The 23727-nt window shown below is 57.4% G+C and carries 15 protein-coding genes and 1 tRNA gene; 10 read left to right on the top strand and 6 right to left on the bottom strand.

What is annotated here, in order from left to right:
* Positions 1 to 30: 30 nt before the first annotated feature.
* The 3 genes from N8E88_RS19490 to N8E88_RS19500 all read right to left on the bottom strand — a co-directional run bounded on the left by N8E88_RS19490 (position 31) and on the right by N8E88_RS19500 (position 12211).
* On the bottom strand, positions 31 to 2709 hold the full coding sequence (locus N8E88_RS19490) for a calcium-binding protein (protein ID WP_262295116.1): 2679 nt from the start codon (positions 2707 to 2709) through the stop codon (positions 31 to 33).
* Complete coding sequence (locus N8E88_RS19495; RefSeq protein ID WP_262295117.1) at positions 2706 to 4472, bottom strand: type I secretion system permease/ATPase; 1767 nt, start codon at positions 4470 to 4472, stop codon at positions 2706 to 2708. Before N8E88_RS19495 ends, N8E88_RS19490 begins: the two co-directional genes overlap by 4 nt.
* A gap of 437 nt (positions 4473 to 4909) precedes the next feature.
* Positions 4910 to 12211 (bottom strand): peroxidase family protein, encoded by a 7302-nt coding sequence (locus N8E88_RS19500; RefSeq protein ID WP_262295118.1) that lies wholly within the window; start codon positions 12209 to 12211, stop codon positions 4910 to 4912.
* Positions 12212 to 12463: 252 nt separating this feature from the next.
* Between N8E88_RS19500 and N8E88_RS19505 the strand changes: the two genes are divergently transcribed.
* Positions 12464 to 13924, top strand: a complete 1461-nt coding sequence (locus N8E88_RS19505) for a sensor histidine kinase (RefSeq protein WP_262295119.1) — start codon at positions 12464 to 12466, stop codon at positions 13922 to 13924.
* Positions 13925 to 13931: 7 nt separating this feature from the next.
* Here N8E88_RS19505 and N8E88_RS19510 read toward each other — a convergent pair whose 3' ends face one another.
* The 3 genes from N8E88_RS19510 to N8E88_RS19520 all read right to left on the bottom strand — a co-directional run bounded on the left by N8E88_RS19510 (position 13932) and on the right by N8E88_RS19520 (position 16363).
* The gene (locus tag N8E88_RS19510) at positions 13932 to 14600 is read right to left on the bottom strand and encodes a response regulator (protein ID WP_262295120.1); all 669 of its coding nucleotides are present in this window, start codon (positions 14598 to 14600) and stop codon (positions 13932 to 13934) included.
* Between the two features lie 209 nt (positions 14601 to 14809).
* Complete coding sequence (locus N8E88_RS19515; protein ID WP_262295121.1) at positions 14810 to 16219, bottom strand: adenylate/guanylate cyclase domain-containing protein; 1410 nt, start codon at positions 16217 to 16219, stop codon at positions 14810 to 14812.
* 54 nt (positions 16220 to 16273) lie between these two features.
* Positions 16274 to 16363: transfer RNA gene (locus tag N8E88_RS19520), tRNA-Ser, on the bottom strand.
* 342 nt (positions 16364 to 16705) lie between these two features.
* Between N8E88_RS19520 and rplU the strand changes: the two genes are divergently transcribed.
* The 9 genes from rplU to rlmH all read left to right on the top strand — a co-directional run bounded on the left by rplU (position 16706) and on the right by rlmH (position 23660).
* On the top strand, positions 16706 to 17185 hold the full coding sequence (rplU, locus tag N8E88_RS19525) for a 50S ribosomal protein L21 (RefSeq protein ID WP_262295122.1): 480 nt from the start codon (positions 16706 to 16708) through the stop codon (positions 17183 to 17185).
* Positions 17186 to 17210: 25 nt separating this feature from the next.
* On the top strand, positions 17211 to 17483 hold the full coding sequence (rpmA, locus tag N8E88_RS19530) for a 50S ribosomal protein L27 (protein ID WP_112531041.1): 273 nt from the start codon (positions 17211 to 17213) through the stop codon (positions 17481 to 17483).
* Between the two features lie 117 nt (positions 17484 to 17600).
* Positions 17601 to 18221: a GNAT family N-acetyltransferase gene (locus N8E88_RS19535; RefSeq protein ID WP_262295123.1), complete on the top strand. Its 621-nt coding sequence runs from the start codon at positions 17601 to 17603 to the stop codon at positions 18219 to 18221.
* A 93-nt stretch (positions 18222 to 18314) separates the two neighbouring features.
* On the top strand, positions 18315 to 19349 hold the full coding sequence (obgE, locus tag N8E88_RS19540; RefSeq protein ID WP_262295124.1) for a GTPase ObgE: 1035 nt from the start codon (positions 18315 to 18317) through the stop codon (positions 19347 to 19349).
* A gap of 50 nt (positions 19350 to 19399) precedes the next feature.
* On the top strand, positions 19400 to 20548 hold the full coding sequence (gene proB / locus N8E88_RS19545) for a glutamate 5-kinase (RefSeq protein ID WP_410010665.1): 1149 nt from the start codon (positions 19400 to 19402) through the stop codon (positions 20546 to 20548).
* A gap of 3 nt (positions 20549 to 20551) precedes the next feature.
* On the top strand, positions 20552 to 21835 hold the full coding sequence (locus N8E88_RS19550; protein WP_262295126.1) for a glutamate-5-semialdehyde dehydrogenase: 1284 nt from the start codon (positions 20552 to 20554) through the stop codon (positions 21833 to 21835).
* A gap of 56 nt (positions 21836 to 21891) precedes the next feature.
* Positions 21892 to 22488, top strand: coding sequence for a nicotinate-nucleotide adenylyltransferase (locus N8E88_RS19555; protein WP_262295536.1), 597 nt, complete (start codon positions 21892 to 21894; stop codon positions 22486 to 22488).
* A 211-nt stretch (positions 22489 to 22699) separates the two neighbouring features.
* A complete protein-coding gene (rsfS, locus tag N8E88_RS19560; RefSeq protein WP_112531036.1) occupies positions 22700 to 23062 on the top strand; it encodes a ribosome silencing factor in 363 nt (120 codons plus the stop codon).
* A 115-nt stretch (positions 23063 to 23177) separates the two neighbouring features.
* Positions 23178 to 23660, top strand: coding sequence for a 23S rRNA (pseudouridine(1915)-N(3))-methyltransferase RlmH (rlmH, locus tag N8E88_RS19565; protein ID WP_262295127.1), 483 nt, complete (start codon positions 23178 to 23180; stop codon positions 23658 to 23660).
* The last annotated feature ends 67 nt before the right edge of the window (positions 23661 to 23727 follow it).

Genomic DNA, 23727 nt, shown 5'->3' on the forward strand with positions numbered 1-23727 from the left:
TCCCCACTCGCGTCACAACGACGTCTTTACTCAAGGGTTTTCGACGATCATCAACATGTGATGACCAGTCAGATTGATAGTCATTTCATAGTATTCATCGCGGTCCATATCGACCTCTATCAGCGTTTTTTGCAGTTCATCCGTCCCTTCGTGACGAACGCGGATCGGTAAGGGTTGCGCGTCGGCCTCCGCGCCGTAGGTATCCTCGAATCGATCTTCCAGACTGTCGATGACATCTTCGAAGATCTCATACCTGGACATCTCGATGCGATCGCCAACCATGAAGTCGAGAATCTGGTGAATGACTTCGGCACTGGAACTCCCTTCCGGGATATGGAATTCAAAAGTGTCGGCGCCACCGCCGCCCTCAAGCACCATGGCGGTGGTTCCGACGATCACCTGATCGTTGCCTGTGCTCCCGACCACCTGTTCGAAGCCGGAAATCACATCGTGCCCGATATCGAAGCCTGTCGCCGCGCCCGAATCCAGATCGATGAGCACGCCTTGCGCCGACTGCGAGTAGTCGAGCGTGTCGGATCCAGCCTGACCTGAGTAGATGTCATTGCTGCCATCAGCCGCCGCTTGTACTATATCGTCGCCGGTGCCAGCCAACACGCAATCCGCCCCTTCGCCGTCTGCGATCACGTCGTTGCCAGCACCACCCGATAAGGTATCATTACCGCTTCCTCCAGAAATCATATCGTCGCCTGCGTTTCCGAAGATGCTTTCGCTGGCCGTGCTGCCGTTGATTTCGTCGGCTCCCGCACCCGCATTGATCACCTCAAAATTGGTAATGCTGTCCGTACCGATTTCCGCGCCGCTGGCGTTGGCGGCAACGACATCGATGACCACGGTCATCAGGGCGGCCGAATAATCGAGCGTGTCGATGCCTTCCCCGCCGTCATAGGCATCATCGACTATATCCAGGGCGGCTGTGACCGTGTCATTACCGGCACCGCCGCTTACAGAGTCTTGCCCCGCGCCATCAGACAGGTGATCATTGCCCTTGCCGCCAGACACAATGTCGGCGCCACCCCGGCCATCGATCACATCATCGCCACCATTGCCGTGGATCTCCTCGGCCGCATCGCTGCCTTGGATGTCATCCTGTCCCGCCCCAGCCAGCAAAACCTCGAAGTTCGAAATCGTGTCCTCACCAATCTCGGCGCTGGATGCAGTACCTTCGTCGACATCGATCGTGCTTCCGTACAGGACTGCGGTATAATCGAGCGTATCGACGCCAGGGCCGCCGTCATAAACGTCGGGCACCTGATCGGTATCAACCAAGACGGTATCGTTGCCATCGTCGCCGCGCACAATGTCCTTGCCAGGGCCACCACTGAGAACATCATCGTCGAGGCCACCGTCAAGAACGTCGGCACCGGCCTGGCCAAAAATGTTATCATTGCCGCCGCCGCCATCCAGGCGGTCATCGCCTGCATCGCCATGGATCGTATCGCGGCCGAGATCACCGGCAACGCTGTCATTGCCCTCACCACCAAACAGCAGGTCGTCATCCTCTCCGCCGCTGATCGTATCATCGCCACTTTCGCCGAAGATGGTGTCGCGACCTTCCTCGCCGAACAGCCGGTCGTTGCCGCTGCCGCCGAAGACCTGATCGTCACCGAGGCCGGCCAAAACGATGTCGTCGCCAGCGCCTGCAAAGATGAGATCATTACCGCTGCCGGTGATGATATGGTCATTGCCATTGCCGCCATTGACCGTGTCGTTGCCGCCCCGGCTGTCTATATTGTCATTGCCGTCACGCCCGTCGATGTCGTCAGCGCAGCTTGTTCCGATGAGGATATCGTCGCCTTGGGTACCGATAATGGGCGGTGCCTTCAGCACGGAGAACTGGGCCGTCTGCAGAATCGACACCTTGCCGTCGCTGATCTGATAGGTGACGGTCACGGGACCGAGCATCGCCGCATCGAAATACCAGCCGCTCGGCGTTTGCGTCAGTGTCCCCGACGACACGGAAACATTCTCGATGCGGAGCGCATCGCCATCCGGATCAGATGCACCGCGCAGGAGATCGGAAAGCCCGATCAGGGCGACGGCACAACCAAAGACATCCGCCAGATAGACCGGCCCGTTGACCTTGGGCGCGCGATTGACCGCTTTCTCCTCGTCCGTATCGTCATCCTCGTCTTCATCGATATCCTCGTAAGGATCGACGTCGTGCACCGGCGCAACCTGAACGTTTGCGCCACCCCCACCCACACCGCCGCTGCCAATATTTGATACCCGGCCACCGCGCCAGGCATTGTCGTTTGCCGCATGGAAGGAGAACGATACCCCGCCGAACTTCTTCAAGAGAGCCGAGTTTGGCAGGTTGAGCTTTTGAAACTCGATCATCGGGGAATCGGAAAGCTCATAGCGCCAGTCTCCGCTACCGAACAATCGGCCACCGGAACCTGGCTTCTCCTTTGCTGGTTCTTCGACTTCCGTCATCACTTCGGGAGCGCCAGCTGCTGAAACCTCAGGCGACCCGGACTGCTCGGGTGCTTGAGATTTAGCTTCTTCTTGCGTGTCGCCACTTCCGAGCCGCGGGAACGCGCTTTTCAGGTAAAGTGCAAGCCCGGTGAGAAACACCGTAAAGAACAGCGGTGCATTGGACCGTTTGTCCTGGTTCTTCAGGGCATAATGTTCATGTGACTCGTCCGTTTCCGGCTTGGTTGTTTTGGTACCTTTGACATCGATTATCATGCTGAAACCCTCGATGTGACGCGCGGCGCATTTTGTGCGGCAGGCGCGGGTCGGTTGACTGTTTCTGCGGGTGCGGATGATTTGAGAATCTCGTCTTTTGGTCCGAAAGCCACCATCTTGCCGTTCTGTATGACGGCGACCATGTCGACTGCGGCCAAAGCGCTTGGCCGGTGCGCTATAACGACGGCTATGCCGCCGCGTTCGCGTATGGCCTTGATCGTCTGGGTCAAGGCCATTTCGCCTTCACCATCAAGATTGGAATTTGGCTCGTCCATGACCACGATGAAAGGATTGCGGTAGAGGGCACGTGCCAAGCCGATGCGCTGCCGCTGGCCAGCGGAAAGTGAAGCGCCCTGCGGACCAAGTGCCGTACGATAGCCGTCCGGCATGCGCACGATCATCTCATGAATCCCGGTGATCTGGGCCGCTTCGACGATCGCCCGTGCATCCACCTTGGGTTCCAGGCGCGAGATATTCTCTTCGACGGTGGCATCCAGCAAGGCTACATCCTGCGGAAGATAGCCCATGTATTGGCCAAGCTTGCTGTCCGACCACTGGGTCAGTTCGGCGTCATCCAGTCGCACGCTGCCGCGTAGCGTCGGCCAGATACCGGTCAAAGCCCGGGCAAGCGTCGTCTTGCCGCCGCCGCTCGGTCCGATGATGCCTAGCGCCTGGCCCGCATTGATCTCAAAGCTCACATCGCTCAGAAGCACGCGGCCAGACCCGGGTGCGGCTACCGTGATCTTTTCAACCTTCAACGATCTAATAGGAGCCGGCAGGTCCATCGGTGCCTCGATAGAAGATAGTGCGACGACGGTTTCCTTGAGCCTGCCAAATGCCGTGCGCGCAGCGACGACACTCTTCCAGTTACCAATCGCGAGATCGACGGGCGCGAGAGCGCGGGCTGAAGCAACCGACGCGGCGATAATTGCGCCAGCGGACAACTCACCCTGGATCGTGAGCCACGCGCCCAGGCCAAGCACTGCAGATTGCAGGATCATGCGAAGTACACGAGAGATCGCTCCAAATGTTCCAGTGATGTCGTTTGTGCGTGTCTGAAGTTCGAGGTGATCCTGATTGGCTTGATTGAAGCGATCAACCGCCCTTCCGGCAAAACCCATCGCCTTCAGAATATCGGCGTTGCGGGCGTTTGAATCGGCGATCCCGTTGCGGGCAATGGCGGCCTGATGGGTTGCGCTTGCCAAGCGGCGTGTCATCAGCTCGGTAGCAATTGTCAGCATCGACAGGACGAAGGCTCCGGCAAAGGTGAGAGCGCCGAGATAGGGATGAAGCATGTAAACAAAAATTAGGTAGAGCGGCATCCACGGCAGGTCGAACAGCGCAACCGGACCCTGGCTGCCGAGGAAGCCGCGTACCGTATCGACATCGCGGCCACGCTCCAGTGCCTCGGCCGTGGAAAAACCAAAGCGGGGCATATCGATAGCCACTTGATGCGCCATCGGAGCGATCCTGCTGTCGAGACGTGCGCCAATACGCACCAGCACCTGCGAGCGGATAATATCGAACATGCCCTGGAACAGATAAAGACCGATGGCCAGAGCCGACAAGGCGAGAAGCGTTGGAACGCTGCCGCTCGTCAGGGCGCGATCGTAAATCTGCAGCATGTAGAAGGAGCCGGTCAGGGCGAGAATGTTGATGACGCCGGAGGTGGTGAAGAGAAACACGAATATCCCGCGAAAGCCTTGCGTCAGCTTCTCGGCATTTTTCCGCTTGGTGCCAGTCAATGGGGTTTTCGAGCGCATTTTTTCTTACCGTTTCTTGTTGAGGCTTTAGGCGGAGCGGCCATGGGTGGACCGCGCTCGCCAGTTCAAATCCAATATGCTGGGCCTGCCTGTCGTTTGACGCCCCGCCACTTCTTGGACGCCCTAGTCGCGAGGCGCCTCATCAATACTTCCGCAGCAATCGTTATGACCGCCATGACCAACGCAGCAATCGGGCCAAGAACTGACGGGTACGCACAGACTGCGAGGAGATAGAGAGGGAGCCAGGGCAGATGCAGCGTCTTTATCAGGCTAGCCGCGCCCAGAACGCCGGCATTGCGATGCTTGAACGGCCTATGGCGAGCCACGTTGCTCGCAGGGTTGGCAAAATCAGATCTTGAACGCATTCTCGTGACCCCCCTTTTGTTATTTGTATAGGGCGGCGAGCCGGTTATTGCGGCTCGCCGTCAGTTCACGGACTACAGATGGAAGTCCGAGTTGGTCAGGTCGTGGTTGCCCTTAATGCTCAAACGCAACTCTGCCCCGCTATCGCCATCGACGCTGCCCTGGACGATCGTATATTCGCCGTCCTCGCGGGTTTCATGCGTGACAACTAGTTGTGCGGCACCGCTTAACGTCGAGCCTGCAACCAGCGTGAAGGACTGGTTCCCGCCGGCGCCGCCATTGGCATCGATACCGCCAAGATCGAGCTTGTCTCCTGGTTGGAAGCCCGCGATCGTATCTCCGTCTGCATCACCTGCGGAGAGGAAGCGGAAGGTGTCATTGCCTGCGCCGCCGTCGATGACATTGACGGCACTGCTTGCAGTGATCGTATCGTTGCCGGACCCGGTCACGACATTTTCGACATTCCACAGTGTGTCATTGCCCGATTGACTGCCCAATGCGCTTCCCCGGCCGGCAAAGCCCGTTCCGAGGTCGACTGTGAGGTTGGCTGTGATCGCTGCCATGTCGAGCGTATCGCTGCCGGCATCGCCGTAGTAGTTGTCATTCCCGTCGCTGGCTTCAGCGACGAACATGTCGTTGCCATCTCCACCATGCGCGGTGTCGTTGCCGGAACCGGTATTGATCAGATCGTTTCCAGCATCGCCGAAGATGCGGTCTGATCCGGCATCGCCGTAGAGCATATCGTTGCCAGCCCCGCCGAGAACATCATCGCTGCCAGCACCGCCGAAAGCCATGTCATCCCCGTCCTGTGCACTGATGAAGTCGTCACCTTCATCGCCGCGGATGACATCTGCTCCCGCACCACCCATTACTGTGTCGGTGCCGCCAAGCGCGATGATCGTTTCGCCATTGGCAGTGCCAAGCAGAACGTCCGCATTGGCTGTACCTACAACCGGAGCACCTGGTGAGTCCGAACCTGGAGCTGGAACATCGTCATCATCATCCACCGGATCCCCGCCGATCTGGGGCATGCCATCGGGCGCAGTGAACTTGATGGTTTGTTCACTGCTGGTCAGTGTCGTGACGCCATCTTCTATCGTTGCTTCATAGTCTGCGATGGTCGCCCCGTTTGGCAGTTCGATCACGTCCTGAGGACGGAGGTTGCCGACGATCGTGTCGTTGCCTCCGTTGGACCTGAAGACGATGCGGTGTGCCGAACTCAAGGCCGAGATGTCGACCGTGTCATCGCCTGTGTTCCCATCGATGGTGATGGTGCTGAAGTTCAGGCTCGTAAACGGCGTATTGAAGTTGCCGATAACCTGGATCGTGTCGCCGTTGTTCACCCCTCCATCCGGCGTATTCGGATTGTTGCCGTTGTTGGCAGTGGTATTGAGGGTGTTCACGGAGATTTCTTCGATATTATCGAGTTCGGCAATGATGGTCGTCGTTAGCCCGACGGTGCGGGTAATGATGATCTCAGTGTTGGCTCCGGACACCGCGATACCGGCCAAGATAGCTTCGGCCCTTGCGTAGATCCGGAATGTCTCGGCCGTTCCGACCACCCCGTTCACGATAAAGGTGTCGATGCCACCGGCTTCGCCGTTGACCATGTCGAAGCCATCGGTAGCACCCGCCGCATTCCAGATGATGGTATCGTTACCGGTGCCAGCGAGGATGATGTCGTCGCCCGTGCCGCCGCTGATCGTATCGCCGCCGTCACCGGCATTGATGTTATCGTTGCCACCACCGCCATTGATGGTCGTCCCATTGAGGTCACCGACGATGATTTCGCTGCCGGCGCCGCCATTGATGGTGCCCGTCACCTGAGTGACCGTTACCGTCGTTGTCGGATCGGTCAGCGCACCATCACTGGCTACGTAGTTGAAACTGCCTCCGGGTCCGCCGGTATTGGAAACCGTCACCGCAGTAGCTCCAAGTGTGGGCGCGTTGAGACCGTTCTGGCCGCCCACGGACGTGATTGTCACCGGAGAACCTTCGGGGTCCGTGTCATTGGCGAGAAGCGCCGACAGGGCGATGGAAAAATTCCCGGCAGCGACATTGGTAATAACAGTGTCGTTGTTTCCGACCGGCGCATCGTTCGTGGCGGTGACGGTGACCGTCGCCGTGGCGACGTTGCTGTTCAATAGCCCGTCATTGACTGTAACCTGAATAATTCTAGCGCCAGGAGTCGGGTTATCCGAAGAGTTCGCATACCGTACTTGCTGGATCGCCGTCCGGTAGTTGGCGATGGAGGCTGTACCCGAGAGGTTCAGAGTGATCTGACCTGGTACGGATGAGTCCACCGATGAGGTAATGCCACCCGGAAGGCCGCCGAGCACCGACAGGACATCACCAGCACTGGCATTGGTCAGAACGACCTGGGCCGAAGCCATAGTCGTACCGTCATCGGTGATCAGTGCGCCAGCTGCGATGGCGACGCCGAGCCCGTTTTCCGCGTAGCTCGCTTGGTAGTTGTTACCCGGAGTGCCGGGGACGGTCGTGGTTGTGCTTGTGGTAGTTGCTATATTGAAGTTGTTGATCCGAACTTCTTCGCCCACCGTGTTGATCGCAGAGGAAACAAATCGGATGGCCGAGTTCGCCCCCGCTCCCGTGAGATTCAGGTTCAAACTGCTCGATCCCGCACCGGTGAATGGATTCCCGGAGTTGCTGCCTATCGTTTGCAGCACCGTGAAATTTCCAGGCGCAAACGACCCTGATGCTGAGAACTGCACCTCAATCGTCTCGCCGGCGTCGATACTGTTACCGTTGTTCAGCCGATCATAGTCAAACGATAGTGTCGCAGTCGTCAGGCCGCTGAGATTGACCGTTCGTGCAATCGACGCCCCGTCGCCGCTGAGGAAGCGCAGTTCGTTAGAACCGCCAAATGCACCGGCATCCAACTGGATCTGGCCGGCAGTCACGCCGCCACTGTCATCAGCCTCCACCCAAGGCGTTCCCGCCCAGTTCACGGTGCCGTTGCTGTTGTTGAAGGCTGCTGTATCGAAGAAATCACGATATGCATTAGGAACGGATACGGTTGTCGTCGTGGTGACATCGCCGTGAAGATCCAGCGTCGGTGCTTGTAGCGAGATGTCCTGATCGGTGAAGTCCAGAATCTCGACATTACGGATGGTATCGGTGCCGTCGGTCGCAAGACCGCCGGTATGGGCCACCGTGATGGTTCCATCGGTATTGAAGTCGATATCGTATTCGTCTCTCGCGCCAGAAAACACCGCACGATCGACATCGGCAATGCCGTCGCTGTCGGGATCGTCATTACTGTTCTTGATCATTCGAACGATGCCCAGCTGGCCCGGATTGATCGAGCCGTTGAACATGCTGGCGGCAAGTGTCGTCATCGACTTGTGCAGAGCGATCGGCGTACCCGCGTGCTCGGTATCGCCGGCGGCGTAGACGGCGATCTGGACGTCGAGATACTTGTCGCCGTCGATGATGTCGTCGCCGGCATTGCCGGTGATGGCATCGCTGCCGTCACCGCCGAGGATGATGTCGCCACCATCAAAGGTCGTCACGCCGGCGCCGAGAACCTCCTGCAGGCCCTGGATAAGGGCGATGCCCTCTGCATCCAGCACACTGCCGCGATAACCCGTGGTGCCGCCGTTAGCCAGCGGTGCACGATCCGCGGCCACGTCTTGCGTGCCCTTCAGTACGTCATTGAACCTCGTGCCGGAGAGTCCTTCCATCGACTCGTACTCGTCCAGCGCCGCGTTCTGTGGGAGGGTCGGTGCTTCGTCAAAGATGATCGGGATGGACAGGTCGGCGTTCACCCCGACCAGATTATCCTTGTAGGTCGCCCAATCGAAGCCGGACATGCCCACCATCTTGCCGCGGCCGGCGCTGCCGACCATGACGTCGTCGCCACCCTCGCCGATATACTCGTCGAAGCCGCCATCGCCGAGGAACACGTCGTTCCCATCGATGCCGTCATGGGCGAAAATCTCGTCGAAGTTGTCGCCGGGGGCACCATCGAAGGTGCCGGTTTCGATCCAGTCGTCCCCCTCGTTGCCGAGGATGCGTTCGGCATTCTTGTTGCCGTAGATGAAGTCGTTGCCGGTGCCAGCGAACACTTCCGAGCCCGCATCGGTCCCAAGGAAGATAAAGTCCTGGCCGTCATTACCCATCACCAGGTCGAGGCCTGGCCCGGCGTGCACCACGTCATTTCCCTTGCCGGCCTTGATGTTGTCGTCGCCGCCGGAGTCCTTGATGATGTCGTCGCCATCGCCACCATTGATGATGTCGTTTCCGAAGCCACCGTCCATGTTGTCATTGCCGCCATCGCCGAACAACGTGTCGTCGCCGATGCCTGCAATCAAGAAATCTGCCCCGTCAGTGCCACCAAGCACCACATGGTCGTCGCCGGTGTAGCGGAGGTAGTTGGTGTCGGCTCCGGGCGTAGCCGGGTTGTTCCGGATGACGAGCTGCGTGAGGATGCCACTGCCGACCGGGTCGAGGCCACGGTTGTCGGCGCTTTCATCCACCGCCGTGCCGGGGTCGTCCTGCAATATGCCGTCGAGACCTGCGTCCTCGCCAAGGTCAGGATTGTATTGCTTGGTCCGGTCAACCTCAAGGATGAGGCCTGGCGTCGAGAATACGTCCGAAGGCAGATGCGTCGCGTCGGTATTGCGCATGATCATGGCGGCGAAGGAGTTGTTCTCCATCTCACCGAACAGATGCAGGCCATCTAGCCGCTGCAGGTAGTAGAAGCGGTCACCGCTCTGCAGGTTCTCCATCTGCACTTCGAAGACGAAGTTGAAGGTCGAGCCAAGCATGCCGCCGAACGGCATGGTCTCTTCGGCCAGGCCACCGATCCAGAGATCGACATTGTTGAGGCCGCCGAGCGAGCCACCGGCATAGGCGCCTGTGGCGTTGAGGAAATCGAGAGCGTCAGCGGGAACCGCCATGCCGCCGACTGACACGCCGGTGATGATGGTAAGCGCTGCGTCGCGCTTCTCCTGGAGCGTGTCGGCGGTTGTAATCAGCGTATGCGTGCCGTAAGAGGCGATGAAGTTAATGATCGAGGCTTCATTCTTGAGGTGCCCGGCAAAATCGACCCAGCTCTCATAGGGCTTGAGCAGGACGTTCTGGTTGCTTGCCTCGTAGAATTCAGCGCGGGCAGTATTCAGCGACGGTACGCCGGTATCACGGCCGCGTGCCAGATTGATAGTCGCGAGGTCGAGCGGCAGCCCGAGCAGGTTGTTGCGCAACGCGCTGGTGACGAACTCGTCGATCTGGTTGCCGACCTGGCGGGTCATGCCGCGGATGATCGAGCCGGCAGCGACCCCGTCGTCGATCGTGCCCCCCGGCCCGTTAAACGCGGTCGGGTTAAGGAAGCCCTGGATCAGACTGATGTGATCGGGCGTGAAGGTCGGGTCGAACTGGTCGATCGACTCGGTCAGCATCGAGTGGCCGAAGCGGTAGACCACGTGGGCGAATTCGGCCACGATCGACGGATTGAGCGTGGTGTCGAAGCCATCCGGAACCAGGAAGACGTTGATATTGGGCTGGATCTTGCGGGCGAATTCTTCGAACACGAGGTGCTGGTACTGCATCTCGGTGCCAAACTTGGCAGCCTGGAACAGGCGTGCGCCATCCCAAATCAGTCCAGTTGCGTCTGCCGGAACACTCGTCACATCGACTGCAAGCCATTCGTTGAGGAAGGCCACTGCCTCGGCCTCCGACCCGCCGCCATCGAGAATGGCCTGGGCGTCGGCAAGGGTAACTTCTTTGGTATGTTCGACCAGCCGGTTGTGCTCGGCATGGAAGACATGGTGGACGGCGGTCAGGCCGATATTTTCGTTGACGCGGCCGTCGCCGGCGATGAAGTGCGCGTCGAGCAGTTCGTTGTCGTACTCCCCGTCGATAGGAATGTTGCCGCCGATTTCGGTATCGCCATCGGCAAGGCCTTCCGGCGCCGCGCCGTGAGCGATATCGGCAAGGAACGCGTGATTCGTGCGAATGGCGGTTGCCAAGCTGACCGGAGCGGCCGGCGTACCCGAGATCACGATGTCATCCGAGGTATTAGGAATTCCGTCAGCTCCGATGCCGGTGATCACCTGCGCGAAGCCTGTTGCCGGATCGGGAATGAAGTTGCCGTATTGATCGGTCCTGAGCAGCGGAACGCTGCCGACATCGGCGTCAGTCAAGTCGATGCCGAGCATTGTGCGCGCCTGGGCCTTGACTTCGGCCCAGGTAGCCATGCCGCCATTGCCGCCCTCGATCAGGTTGCCAGTCGCAACCGTCCGTCCGGTCGCGGCGCTGGTTTCATATTGCCGGATGAACACCTGATGCGAGGAATGCGACGTATAGGTCTGGTTCTGGTCGACATAGGAGGTAGTCGTATTGACGGGACGGCCGTCGTCGAGGCTCTCGTCCACGCCGACGGTCGCAGGGTTGTCACCGAGGAAACCGTCAGCTCCGGGTGAGGTCGTGGCGCGCGTTAGAATCATGAAGTTCGGCGGATTCGGGTTCTCCGCAGTCGGTGTCACATAGAGCGGGTCGTCCGGCTGCAACGGGATCATCACCGCGCCGTTGCCGCCCTTGTTGACAAGGTCGAGACCGTGATCGAAGAACTGGCCGAATAGTGTGAACCAGGAGTTGAATGGAGCCGATAGACCCTCGTCCGGCGCAATATTGGGAAGATGGACGTTGGCGCCGTCCAACTCGATGCCATTGGCTGCGAGCAGTTCGTACAGCCCACCGGTCCCGCCGGCTGCGGCATCGAGGGTTGCCTGCGCAGCCGCGAGCGCTGCGGCCGCGTCGGCGGCCGCCGTCTGCAACCCAGTATTCCCGGGGTTAGCGGCTGCAGCGGCCGCTGCGGCGGCTTCAACGCGCTGGGCATCGGCAACTGCCCTGAATTCGTCTTGAAGGGGAGCATAGGCCGCCGAGATCGTCGCGGTGATTACCATGCCGGGATCATTGTTGCCGGCGCGCTGAAGCGCCGTCAGGATCGCCGCAGGATTGCCGAGCGTCTGGTCGACTATCAGGTTGGAGATCGTGCGAACTTCAGGATCGATGACGTCGCCCGGATCGGCAAATGTTCCCGGACCATCGACATCGTTGCCCGGGGTATAGGTGATAGGAATTGGTCCCGATGGTCCCGCGCCATCAGGATCGACCATCACGGTCCGGTATTGCGGGGCAAGCAGCTCGAGGAACTCCTGGTCGGCGGCACCCCACTGTTCCTGACCCGGCAACAGATGGTTGTAGCTGCCGTCGACGGTCCGCAGTCCCCAGGCCAGATTATAGGTGGGGATCAGGCCGCCTGGGCCGTACAGCGGTGTCCCCGCAGCATGGGCCTCTGCAATTTTGATCTGCGCCAGGATGAAATCCAGATCCGAACGAATATAGCTGACCATGTTACTCTCCCATTAGACACAAGAAATCGCCGCGTCGGGCGATGTTTCCGCTTTACGTCTGCTCATGCCGACGCATTTACTTTGACCCTCAACTTGGTTTCTCTTGACCGTTCGCAGAACAATGGAACAAACTGGTTCAAAATAACTTCGGCACGAGTTTCGATAGTCGGATGATGTCAAGGGGGAGGCAAACTTGATAGTTCGGAAGGTCCAGTCAAAAACACAGACTTTCGTCGGCGGAAAGGTGGGACTTTGGGCCCGAGTCAAAATGTGACCTATGGCCCCAAGGATGAAGGTAGTCCTTCAAAATCCAACACCCTGTTCCGATATTGGCACAGCCTGGGTTTGACAGCACAATTTCTTATTGTGGCGGCGCTCATCGTCTGTGGATCGATGGCGGTACTGGGTGAGTGGCTAAGCTCGCAGATCGCCGCGAGCCAGCTTCGAAGCCGGGCAGAAGCGGGTGCTCTCTACGTAGAAGGCTTCCTTGCCCGCCATGTGGAAGAGGGTCCCGCTGGATTAAATGTATCCTCAGATCGCCAAAAGGAACTCGATGACTTGCTGATCGGGACAGAGCTGGCCAAGCGTGTCGAAGGTTTCAGGATCTGGCGTCAGGACGGCACAATTATCTACAGCACAGACAAATCGCTTATGGGAAAGCGGCTACCATCGGCCGACATCGACAAGGCGTTTGCCGGGACAGTCGTTTCGCAACTCGAAGTTGGACACAATGATGCGGGAGATATTGAGCACAGCGGTGATCGCTCGTTGATCGAGATCTACGCTCCCATTTATCGCGCAGGCTCACGCGAGGTGATTGCAGTAGGGGAACTCTATGAAGAAGCTGAAGAGTTTATTGTTCAGCGCAACCGGGCTCAGCGCCATACCTGGGCTATTGTCGGTGCGACTACCCTCGCAATCATGGGTCTGCTTTTTCTCATAGTCAGGCGCGCGAGCAATGTCATCGAAAGCCAGCGAATAACGCTGAAGTCCCAGTTGGCCAACGCGCAAGCATTGGCTGAACAGAACACAAAACTTCGAAAGGCTGCCGACCACGCCCGTATGGACGCGACCAAATCCAATGAGACGCTACTCAACCGCATTGGCTCTGATCTGCACGACGGACCGGTTCAACTGCTCAGTCTTTTGATCCTCAGGCTTGGAGGCAGTTCTTCCGGCCCGGGGAAAGGTTCGGATTTGCCGAAAAGTACGCCTCAGGAACTTCATCCCTCACGGCTGGCGAGCCAAGTGCTTATGGAGCTGCGCGAACTCTCGACGGGACTTGTTCTGCCAGAGATCGAGAATATGCCGCTCGAAGCGGCGCTTCGTGTTGCTGTGGAACGTCACGAGTATACGACCGGTTCCGTCGTCAGCGCGAGCTATGATGGCCTGCCTGAAAACGTCGCGCATCCATTGAAGATTTGCCTCTACCGTGTTGTTCAGGAGGGGCTGAATAACGCGTTCCGGCATGCTGGGGCACGTGAACAGCGTGTAACTGCTTCGGCCGAGGACAATGTAATTACCGTTATTGTCAGTGATGCGGGACCAAGTGCAAAACAAGATATCAAGACAATGGGACGCAGACATCCTCTGGGGCTTCAGGGTATTCGTAACCGCGTGGAAGCTTTTGGCGGTTCGGTGCAGTTCCAGCAGCGCGGCGGTGATGGCACGCAGTTGATCGTATCTGTCCCGCTGGAAAGCAACTCGGCCTAAGAACGTTCTAGTGGCGCGACATTGGTTCCCTTTGGCCGCCGACCTCGAGCTTCTGGGCGGCAATGAGAACTTCCAGCCGATTTCGGGCATGCAGTTTCTGCATCAGAATTGTCATGTAATTCTTGACGGTCTTCTCTCCGATGCCCAGCCCAACGGCAATTTCGCGATTTGTAAACCCTCGCAGCAGTAGGCGAACGATCTGCTCCTCACGTATGCTCAACTTGATGGGACCCGCAGACATCCGTCGCAAAGAAGCAATTCTCAAGGCCTCGACGACCTTGCAGGCAAAACTTGGAGTGATGTAGGTTTCGCCACTATGGGCCGCCCTTACGCCTTGAATGAGTTCTTCGGCGCTGCTGCCCTTCAAGATATAACCGCTGGCACCGGCGTTGAGAGCCCGCACTGCATAGTCGCTTGCAGTCATGGCGGTGAACGCCACCACTTTCGTGCCGCCTGATTTCGTGACGATCTCGGTAATTACATCAAAGACGTTGCCGGGCATGAACAGGTCGAGGACCATAACGTCCGGACGCAGCTTTTTGTTTATTTGAAGCGCATCATCGGCAGTTGCCCCCTTGGCGACGACCGTAAAATCGTCATTCACTTCAAAGAGATTGACCACGCCTGCCAGCAACAGCGGATGGTCGTCGACCAACGCGATCGATATTGAACCCATGATTATGCCCTCACTTTGCCTTTGCGGCTTTTGTGGCTGTATTAGGCACTTATTTGGCCGTTCTGTCCTTAAACAATTGGGACTAACCAAAATCGATGGCCTGAAAGCATTGAAATAAGGAGGTGGCGGGAACTGACAGGGATTGCGTCAAATCTTCCTATGTCGTCGCCCACAGCCGGTGACATGGCAAGCGGATATGAGCATTGGGTTCAGGGAATCGTAAAGATACTGATCTGATCCGTGATGCCGCGAAGAGTAACGGTTTGCGACATCGGCTTGAGACCACGATCCATAAGGACATGGGAAACACGCGGATCGTTGAGAACCGAACCAGTGGCGAATATCTCGTGCGAGGTTGCAAGGTGCTGGACCCGCGAAGCAATGTTAACAGTTTGCCCGAAATAATCCTGGCGCTCGTTGAGGCTGACAGCTATGCACGGCCCTTCGTGAATGCCGATTTTCAAGAGCAGGTCTTCGCTGTCACGTTCCTTGTTTAGTCGCAGCATGGCATCGCGCATCCGCATCGCCGCTACCAATGCCCGGTCGGGTGTTGGAAAGGTCGCCATTACGGCGTCGCCGATCGTCTTTACAACAGCACCTGCCTCTGCGCCGACAATCTCGTTGAGTACGCCAAAATGGGCCTTCACAAGATCGAAGGCAGCCAGGTCGCCCACCCTCTCATAGAGCTCGGTCGAACCGCGAAGATCTGTGAAAAGGAACGTCAGGCTGGTAATACGAAGCTTCTGGTCGACGTCGATGGTATCGGTGCGATAAATATCGCGGAATGTCTGATTCGAAAGTAGAGACTTGGCGGTAAGGAAGGGGCGGCGTTTGCCCAGCATTGTGTGAAGAGCATCATTGGCCAGGCACACCGATGGGAGCGTGCGAACGTCGGTATGATTCTCGACTGATATCCGCAAGGGGCCCGGCCGCAAGGTGATGGTCTCGCTGTGACGATGCGCGCGGTCAAATACCAGCGATACGGTCTGCCGCTCTTTGGTCGGTTCGCCCGTCAAGTCCAAAAATTGAGCGGCGTGGGTTACCGGTTCAAAGACGATAATGAAGGCTCGTGGCAAATGCAGCGATATAACCGCCTTTTCTCCGGGGGGCAGCTCAAGCGACTCAACAATGAACTCGTCGACTTTTTCCTCAAAATCGTCGTCCGGTAAATCGACTCCCGAGCCCCAGTACACCTGACGGAAATATTCTACGACGGGCAGTTGGTGGGGATTGTGGGCCTCGATATGGCGTATACGCGGCGTTACGGTGAAGGTAACTTCTACCATTTCGTCGAGCGTCGGCTCGTAGCCTGCAGCACAGAGCGCACAGGTGTATTCATCGCTTTGCACGGTCTTGAGCGAGGTATTTGCATCAAGAACGCCGCCGCAGCCAGGGCAAAGAACATTCCACGACATTTCGAACAGGCCGAGACGTGATGCCTGCAGGAAGGCGCTGATCGTCTGCTCTTCGTCAAGTTGTTCGCTGGCTGCGAAGGCCAGCGCATTGATGCGGCTTAGCTTGCGATCCGGCGCTTCGCGCACGAGCCGTTCCAGGGCATCGACAACGCGGGGCGTGGCCGATTGACGGAGCATTGCGAACAAAGGCTGAGCTTCACTCATAGAAAGTATTCTACACCGAAATCGGTGGGCGGACAGCGAATTCGTGGCAAGTGATGGCGGAGAGGGAGGGATTTGAACCCCCGATGGAGTTGCCCCCATGCCGCATTTCGAGTGCGGTGCTTTCAACCACTCAGCCACCTCTCCGCGTGAGGGATATGATATCCCCGATCCATTTGCCGGATGTGGAACCCGGCTGATGCCGCGATGCCCCGAAGGGCTCGGCTTGAGCGTGCGACCGGCTAGATAGCGGGCAAAGCTTCAGGATACAAGAGTAATTTGCGTTAAATTTCTTGACTCAGCGCCGAACCTGATCCTATAAGCGCCCGTCAACTGGCGTGGGGGATTCTCCGCGCCGTTTGTTTTTGAATTCGGGCGCCTTTATTCGTATGCGTAAGAGTGCCTTTCGATCAATCTGTCACGACTGACAAAAAGACGGTTATTGCCGAAAAACGGCACTAAACCGAACCGAACTCCGAAAGGGAAAAAATGTTCGCAGTCATCAAGACCGGTGGTAAGCAGTATCGCGTTGCCGCCAATGACCTGTTGAAGGTCGAGAAAGTTGCCGGCAACGCCGGTGATATCGTTGAATTCGCCGAAGTTCTGATGGTTGGCATCGGAGCTGATGCAACTATCGGTGCTCCTGTTGTCGGTGGTGCGCTGGTTACAGCCGAAGTCGTCGAGCAGGGCCGCGCACGCAAGGTCATCGCCTTCAAGAAGCGTCGTCGCCAGAATTCCAAGCGTACGCGCGGTCATCGTCAGGAGTTGACGACGATCCGTATCTCGGAAATCCTGACCGATGGCGCGAAGCCTTCCAAGAAAGCTGCTGAAAAGCCGGCGAAGAAGGAAGCTGCTCCGAAGGCTGAAGCTGCTGCTGCGGACGCAAACGAGACGAAAGCCGCCCCAAAGGCCAAAGCTGCGCCGAAGAAGGCTGCTGCCAAGACTGAGAAGCCCGCATCGGGCGAATAAGAACAAGATTTAGAGGAGCAATCCGATGGCACATAAAAAAGCTGGTGGTTCGTCACGCAACGGTCGTGATTCCGAATCCAAGCGCCTTGGCGTGAAGAAGTTTGGTGGCGAGAAGGTTCTTGCTGGCAACATTCTCGTGCGTCAACGCGGAACCAAATGGCATCCCGGCGTCAACGTTGGCCTGGGCAAGGATCACACCCTGTTTGCACTTGAAGCAGGCACTGTTTCCTTCCGCACCAAAGCCAACGGCCGTAGCTACGTGTCGATCGTCAACCCGATCGCCGAAGCAGCAGAATAGCCGGTCCTGCTTGAAGCACCGGCGTCCCATCGGACCCGGTGTATGGCAACTGCCAAAAGATCAAAGGGGAGATGGGATAACCACCCATCTCCCCTTTCGTGTCTGGAGGATAGACAAATGGTTGCTGAAATACTGGAAGACGATGAGGAACGGCTGGATCTGATAGACTGTCCCGTTCTCGTTACGGAACGTCTCGTTCTGCGAGCGCCACGTAACGAGGACGTCGATGCAATTGCCCGTCTCGCCGATAATCTTCACGTAGCCGAAATGCTTTCCCGCATGCCGCACCCCTACACGAAGGAACATGCGGTAGATTTCGTACGGCGCGCCAATGCGGGCGAGATCGGCAAATGCGTCTATGCCATTACATTGGCGCAATCGGGCACGTTCATTGGTTGCTGCGGTATAAATTATCGTCGCAACAAGGATGAACATGCGCCTTACCGCAAGGAAGAGTTGGAGATCGGCTACTGGCTGGGCGAATCCTACTGGGGCAAGGGTTATGCAACCGAAGCCGCGCATGCGCTGGTCGATCTGGTGTTCAGGGCAACACAGGTCGAAAAGCTCTATGCGTCCTGCCGCGTCTCCAATATAGCATCACGCCGGGTAATCTATAAAAGTGGTTTCCAGTATACCAACACGGGTATGATGGATTCGATTACTGCCGGGAACGTTCCTGTCGAGCGTTATATGCTTGACCGGAGGACGTGGATTGGTCTGCGCAGCTGGACATCATGATTTCTTACTGGTCGTCTCCAACATCGAGACGACCAGTTTTCATTTCGAGGATTTTACTGTAATGCCTCGGAGCATCAAAAGGACTGAACTTTCATGAAATTCCTTGATCAGGCGAAAGTCTATATCCGTTCCGGCGACGGTGGTGCCGGTTCGGTGTCGTTTCGGCGCGAGAAGTTTCTCGAGTTCGGCGGTCCCGACGGTGGCGATGGCGGACGTGGTGGCGATGTCTGGGCAGAAGCAGTCGATGGCCTCAACACGTTGATAGATTATCGCTATCAGCAGCACTTCAAGGCCAAAACCGGCATGCACGGCATGGGGCGCAACATGACCGGCGGCAAAGGTGCCGATGTTGTTCTGAAGGTACCGGTTGGAACGCAAATATTCGAAAACGACAACGAAACTCTGATCTGCGATTTCACTATTGTCGGCCAGCGATTTCGTCTTGCAAAGGGTGGCAATGGCGGCTTCGGCAACGCGCATTTCAAGACATCGACCAACCAGGCGCCTCGCCGCGCCAATCCCGGCCTCGAAGGCGAGGAGCGCAATCTTTGGCTTAGGTTGAAGCTGATCGCCGATGCCGGGCTTCTTGGCAAGCCCAATGCCGGGAAATCAACGTTCTTGGCCAGCGTCACTGCTGCCAAACCAAAGATTGCCGATTATCCGTTTACAACGCTCCATCCCAATCTGGGCGTTGCGCGCATCGATGCCAGAGAATTTGTCATCGCAGATATTCCTGGCCTGATCGAGGGCGCTCATGAAGGGGTGGGGATTGGTGACCGGTTCCTTGGGCATGTCGAGCGTACTCGCGTCCTTCTACACCTTGTTTCGGCACAAGAAGAGAATGTCGCGGAAGCCTATAATACCGTCCGGACGGAACTCGAAGCCTATGGAGCGGGACTAGCCGACAAGCTGGAGATCGTGGCGCTCAGTCAGATCGATACGCTTGACACTGCGGCGCGCAAGAAAAAGGTTGCAGCGCTCAAGAAGGCGGCCGGCCGAGAGCCGATGCTGTTGTCATCCGTCAGTCGCGAGGGCGTTGAACCAGTGATGCGCGCGCTGTCTGCAATCATTCTTGAATCGCGTCAGTCGGAAACTCCTGTCGAGGCCGATAACCGCTTCAAATATTGAGTCGTAAAATGTCCGTGGAATCAGTCCAACTTCGAGATGGCGAAGAGCAAGTGAATTCACTACCGAAGCTTGCGTCCTATCGCCGGATAGTTGTCAAGATTGGCTCGGCCTTGCTCGTTGATCGTGTCACCGGCCTCAAGCGTGATTGGCTTGAGAGCCTTGGCACCGACGTTGCGGCGTTAAGCGCATCGGGCGTCGAGATGCTGATTGTATCCTCCGGTGCGATCGCGCTTGGCCGGACGGTGCTAGGGTTGCCCAAGGGCGCATTGCGGCTCGAAGAAAGCCAGGCCGCAGCTGCCGCCGGCCAGATCGAATTGGCCAAAGCTTATGCCGAGGTCTTGAGCCACCACAAATTGCGTGCCGGCCAGATTCTCTTAACCCTTGCCGATACTGAAGAACGCCGCCGCTATCTCAATGCGCGCGCGACAGTAGGGACTTTGTTGCGATTGAAGGCAGTTCCTGTCATCAACGAAAATGACACGGTTGCGACCACCGAAATCCGCTATGGCGACAACGACCGGCTTGCTGCACGGGTTGCGACCATGATGGGCGCGGACCTCCTGATCCTGCTTTCAGATATCGATGGGCTCTATACTGCGCCACCGCACCAGGATCCGCATGCGCAATTTTTACCTGTCGTCGAGGCGATTACGCCCGATGTCGAAGCGATGGCTGGTGCAGCTGCATCGGAATATTCGCGCGGCGGCATGAAAACCAAGCTGGATGCGGGCAAGATCGCGAATGCCGCGGGAACGGCCATGATCATCGCATCGGGCACGCGGCTAAACCCGCTGGCCGCCATCGACCGAGGTGAACGGTCAACGATGTTCAAAGCCAGCTTGACGCCGGTCAATGCCTGGAAAACCTGGATATCCGGCAATCTTGAACCATCCGGGCGGCTGGTGATCGACGAGGGTGCGCTTGTCGCTCTCAAATCCGGCAAGTCATTGCTTGCTGCCGGTGTTCGCGAAGTTGCGGGCCAGTTCACACGGGGCGATACAGTCGCTGTGTTCGGACCCGATGGTCGTGAGGCTGCTCGCGGACTTGTTGCCTACGACGCTGCCGATGCCGTAAAGATTGCGGGGCGCAAGACCAATGAGATTGGCACGATTCTCGGTTATGATGCCCGTTCCGCGATGATCCATCGCGATGATCTGGTGGTGCGTGCCGCAAAGCGCGCTGCGACGGCCAAGGAGTAAGAGATGTTGCGACGAGTGGATAAAGACCTGCCGGTTGCCGAATTGATGGCCGAAATCGGCCGCAAGGCACGCGCCGCCGCGCAATCTCTTGCCACTGCGTCTCCTGACAAGAAGACCGAAGCGCTCGCAGCAATGGCAAACGCAGTTGATAGGCGTGCGACCGGTATTCTCGAAGCCAATGACCGCGATATCGAGAACGGCAAAAAAGCGGGCATGTCATCGGCGTTATTGGACCGGCTCAAGCTTGACCATAGCCGGGTTGCCGGGATTTCCGCGAGCATTCGTGCAATAGCCGGTCTCAGGGATCCGGTTGGAGACGTCATTGCCGAATGGGATCGCCCGAATGGCCTGCATATCGAACGCGTCCGCACTCCCCTCGGCGTTATTGGCGTGATCTACGAGAGCCGACCGAATGTAACTGCGGATGCAGGTGCGCTATGCCTCAAATCCGGTAACGCTGTTATCTTGCGCGGCGGGTCGGATTCCGCGCATTCATCAAAGGCTATCCATGAAGCCTTGCTCGAAGGACTAGCAGCTGCTGGCCTTCCGGAGGCTGCGGTCCAATTGGTGCCGACCACCGATCGTGCTGCCGTTGGCGAAATGCTCAAAGGTCTCGATGGAAATCTCGACGTGATCATTCCGCGCGGCGGCAAAAGCCTGGTTGCCCGGGTGCAAGCTGAAGCGCGCGTGCCGGTGTTTGCCCATCTTGAGGGACTTTGCCATCTCTACATCGATGCCTCTGCTGATTTGGCAATGGCGCGCAAGATTGTCATCAACGCCAAGATGCGCCGTACCGGTGTATGTGGTTCGGCCGAGACGCTGCTTGTCGACAGGCTTGTTGCACCAACCCATCTAGTGCCACTGTTGGAAGATCTACAAACTGCGGGCTGCGAAGTGCGCGGAGATGGTGCTGTCAGAAAGTTTTTTGCCAATGTAAAGCTTGCGACCGAAGAAGATTGGTCCACGGAATATCTCGATGCCATCATTTCGGTGAAGCTGGTTGATGGTGTGGACGGCGCGATACAGCATATCAATCGTTACTCCTCGCATCATACCGAAGCTGTCGTTGCCGAAGACCCTCGCGTCGTGGAGCGGTTTTTCAACGAGATCGACTCGGCCATTCTTTTGCATAATGCCTCTACGCAGTTTGCTGACGGTGGTGAATTCGGCATGGGCGCCGAAATCGGAATTGCAACCGGCAAGATGCATGCCAGAGGTCCAGTGGGGGTCGAGCAATTGACCTCGTTCAAATACCGTGTGCGCGGTAACGGCCAGATTCGTTCGTGACAATAAAGGCAAGCTTGCAAAAGACCTTTCCAGGCGTCAGTGAAGCGCATCTGCGCATGCCGTTCGTTGAAAAGGGTATGACGGTGGGGCTGTTTGGCGGTTCCTTCAATCCGCCACACGCAGGTCACGCGCTGGTGACTGAAATTGCACTGCGCCGCCTGAAGCTCGACCAGCTCTGGTGGATTGTCACGCCGGGCAATCCGTTGAAGGATACGCGCCATCTGGCGCCATTGGCAGAGCGCCTGGAACGCTGTGAAGAACTGATCCACGACTCCCGCGTCAAAATTACGGCATTCGAAGCCGCCCACAATATCCGCTACACGGCCGACGCGCTGGCTATGATCAAAGGTCGCAACGCCGGCGTGCATTTTGTCTGGATCATGGGCGCGGACAATCTTGCGGACTTCCACCTCTGGCAGCGCTGGCAAAAGATCGCTTTGACATTTCCGATTGCGGTTATCGATCGTCCGGGATCCACTTTGGCTTTCCTTTCATCCCGTGTGGCCAAAACGTTCGGTTATGCCCGTATTGATGAAGATGATGCGTCGATCCTGGCCCGTTCACACGCGCCAGCATGGACTTTCATTCATGGGCCGAGGTCACTGCTATCATCGACGGCCATTCGCAACGGCGTGATGAAACCAAAGACGTGAAGCAACGTTTCAGCGATGTGGCCCTAATTTGGAGCATGACAGTAGCAGCGAGTTAGTTCGATATGACGTCTTGAAACTGTCATGCGACTCTGCCTATCTTATTGGTGTGCAGTATGGGTACAAAACTGCGTTGCGTTGTTCTTAAGGGAAAGGAAATACACTGAGAACAGCATTTCAGAAGAAGGATGCTTTGGCACCTTCACCGGCAGAGATGAACGGTATCAATTCCGTATCTCTTGCCCTTCAATCGGTCCTTGCCAGTCTTGAAGACGCAAAGGCTGAAAATATTATCCCCATCGACCTTCGAGGCAAGTCCGTCATTGCTGATCATATGATCATCGCATCGGGACGTTCGCATCGTCATGTAGCGGCGGTTGCAGACCAACTTTTGCGTGCTCTGAAAGAGAGCGGGCATGGCAACAATGCCAAAATCGAAGGTCTTTCTGGCGGCGATTGGGTGTTGATCGACACAGGCGACATCATCATCCATATTTTCCGTCCCGAAGTACGTGAGTTCTACAATCTCGAAAAGATGTGGCAGGCTCCCGAACTCGACGGAGAGACCGTTCACTAGCAGGCGGATCGGAGTGTCGACCAACACGACGCTCTGAACGGTTGATAGACATCACCGGTCGCAGACCGGAGGAGTGCTTTCGGCCCAACTATAGGCCTGAAGGCAGGAGTGTATAATGCGAATTACTGTCTTTGCCGTGGGCCGGATGAAGTCTGGCCCCGAACGGGAGTTGGCAGATCGCTATTTGGACCGCTTGAAAAAGACGGGTGTTCCGCTCGGGCTGGAATTCACATCCGTTGTCGAAGTTGCCGAAAGCAGAGCGCCGCAGGCGGAACTGCGCAAGCAGGAAGAGTCTGCGAAAGTTCTGGAGGCACTCGACCAAGGCGGCGTCCTCATTCTGCTGGACGAGCGCGGGAAGACGATGCCCTCAGAGGCCTTTGCGGCATCGGTTGCGCGGTTTCGTGATGATGGCAAGCGCCAGCTCCTCGTGGCGATTGGCGGTCCTGACGGACACGACGCTTCACTGAGGGATCGTGCCGATATCGTTTTGGCACTTGGCGCGATGACGTGGCCGCACCAGATCGTTCGCATTCTTGTCGCAGAACAACTTTACCGGGCAACGACAATCCTCGCGGGTCATCCCTACCATCGCATCTGAAACCCATTCAGCTCGCATTCATGCCCACAACTCATAATGGCGCTCCAGTGATCATTACGAAAATATA

This window comes from Phyllobacterium zundukense (genome assembly GCF_025452195.1).
In the GTDB taxonomy this organism is placed as follows: domain Bacteria; phylum Pseudomonadota; class Alphaproteobacteria; order Rhizobiales; family Rhizobiaceae; genus Phyllobacterium; species Phyllobacterium zundukense_A.

Coding starts and splice junctions, on each gene's coding strand:
- N8E88_RS19490 (WP_262295116.1), bottom strand. CDS start 2,709: ATGATAATCGATGTCAAAGGTACCAAAACAACCAAGCCGGAAACGGAC.
- N8E88_RS19495 (WP_262295117.1), bottom strand. CDS start 4,472: ATGCGCTCGAAAACCCCATTGACTGGCACCAAGCGGAAAAATGCCGAG.
- N8E88_RS19500 (WP_262295118.1), bottom strand. CDS start 12,211: ATGGTCAGCTATATTCGTTCGGATCTGGATTTCATCCTGGCGCAGATC.
- N8E88_RS19510 (WP_262295120.1), bottom strand. CDS start 14,600: ATGGGTTCAATATCGATCGCGTTGGTCGACGACCATCCGCTGTTGCTG.
- N8E88_RS19515 (WP_262295121.1), bottom strand. CDS start 16,219: ATGAGTGAAGCTCAGCCTTTGTTCGCAATGCTCCGTCAATCGGCCACG.
- rplU (WP_262295122.1), top strand. CDS start 16,706: ATGTTCGCAGTCATCAAGACCGGTGGTAAGCAGTATCGCGTTGCCGCC.
- rpmA (WP_112531041.1), top strand. CDS start 17,211: ATGGCACATAAAAAAGCTGGTGGTTCGTCACGCAACGGTCGTGATTCC.
- N8E88_RS19535 (WP_262295123.1), top strand. CDS start 17,601: ATGGTTGCTGAAATACTGGAAGACGATGAGGAACGGCTGGATCTGATA.
- obgE (WP_262295124.1), top strand. CDS start 18,315: ATGAAATTCCTTGATCAGGCGAAAGTCTATATCCGTTCCGGCGACGGT.
- N8E88_RS19550 (WP_262295126.1), top strand. CDS start 20,552: ATGTTGCGACGAGTGGATAAAGACCTGCCGGTTGCCGAATTGATGGCC.
- N8E88_RS19555 (WP_262295536.1), top strand. CDS start 21,892: ATGCCGTTCGTTGAAAAGGGTATGACGGTGGGGCTGTTTGGCGGTTCC.
- rsfS (WP_112531036.1), top strand. CDS start 22,700: ATGAACGGTATCAATTCCGTATCTCTTGCCCTTCAATCGGTCCTTGCC.
- rlmH (WP_262295127.1), top strand. CDS start 23,178: ATGCGAATTACTGTCTTTGCCGTGGGCCGGATGAAGTCTGGCCCCGAA.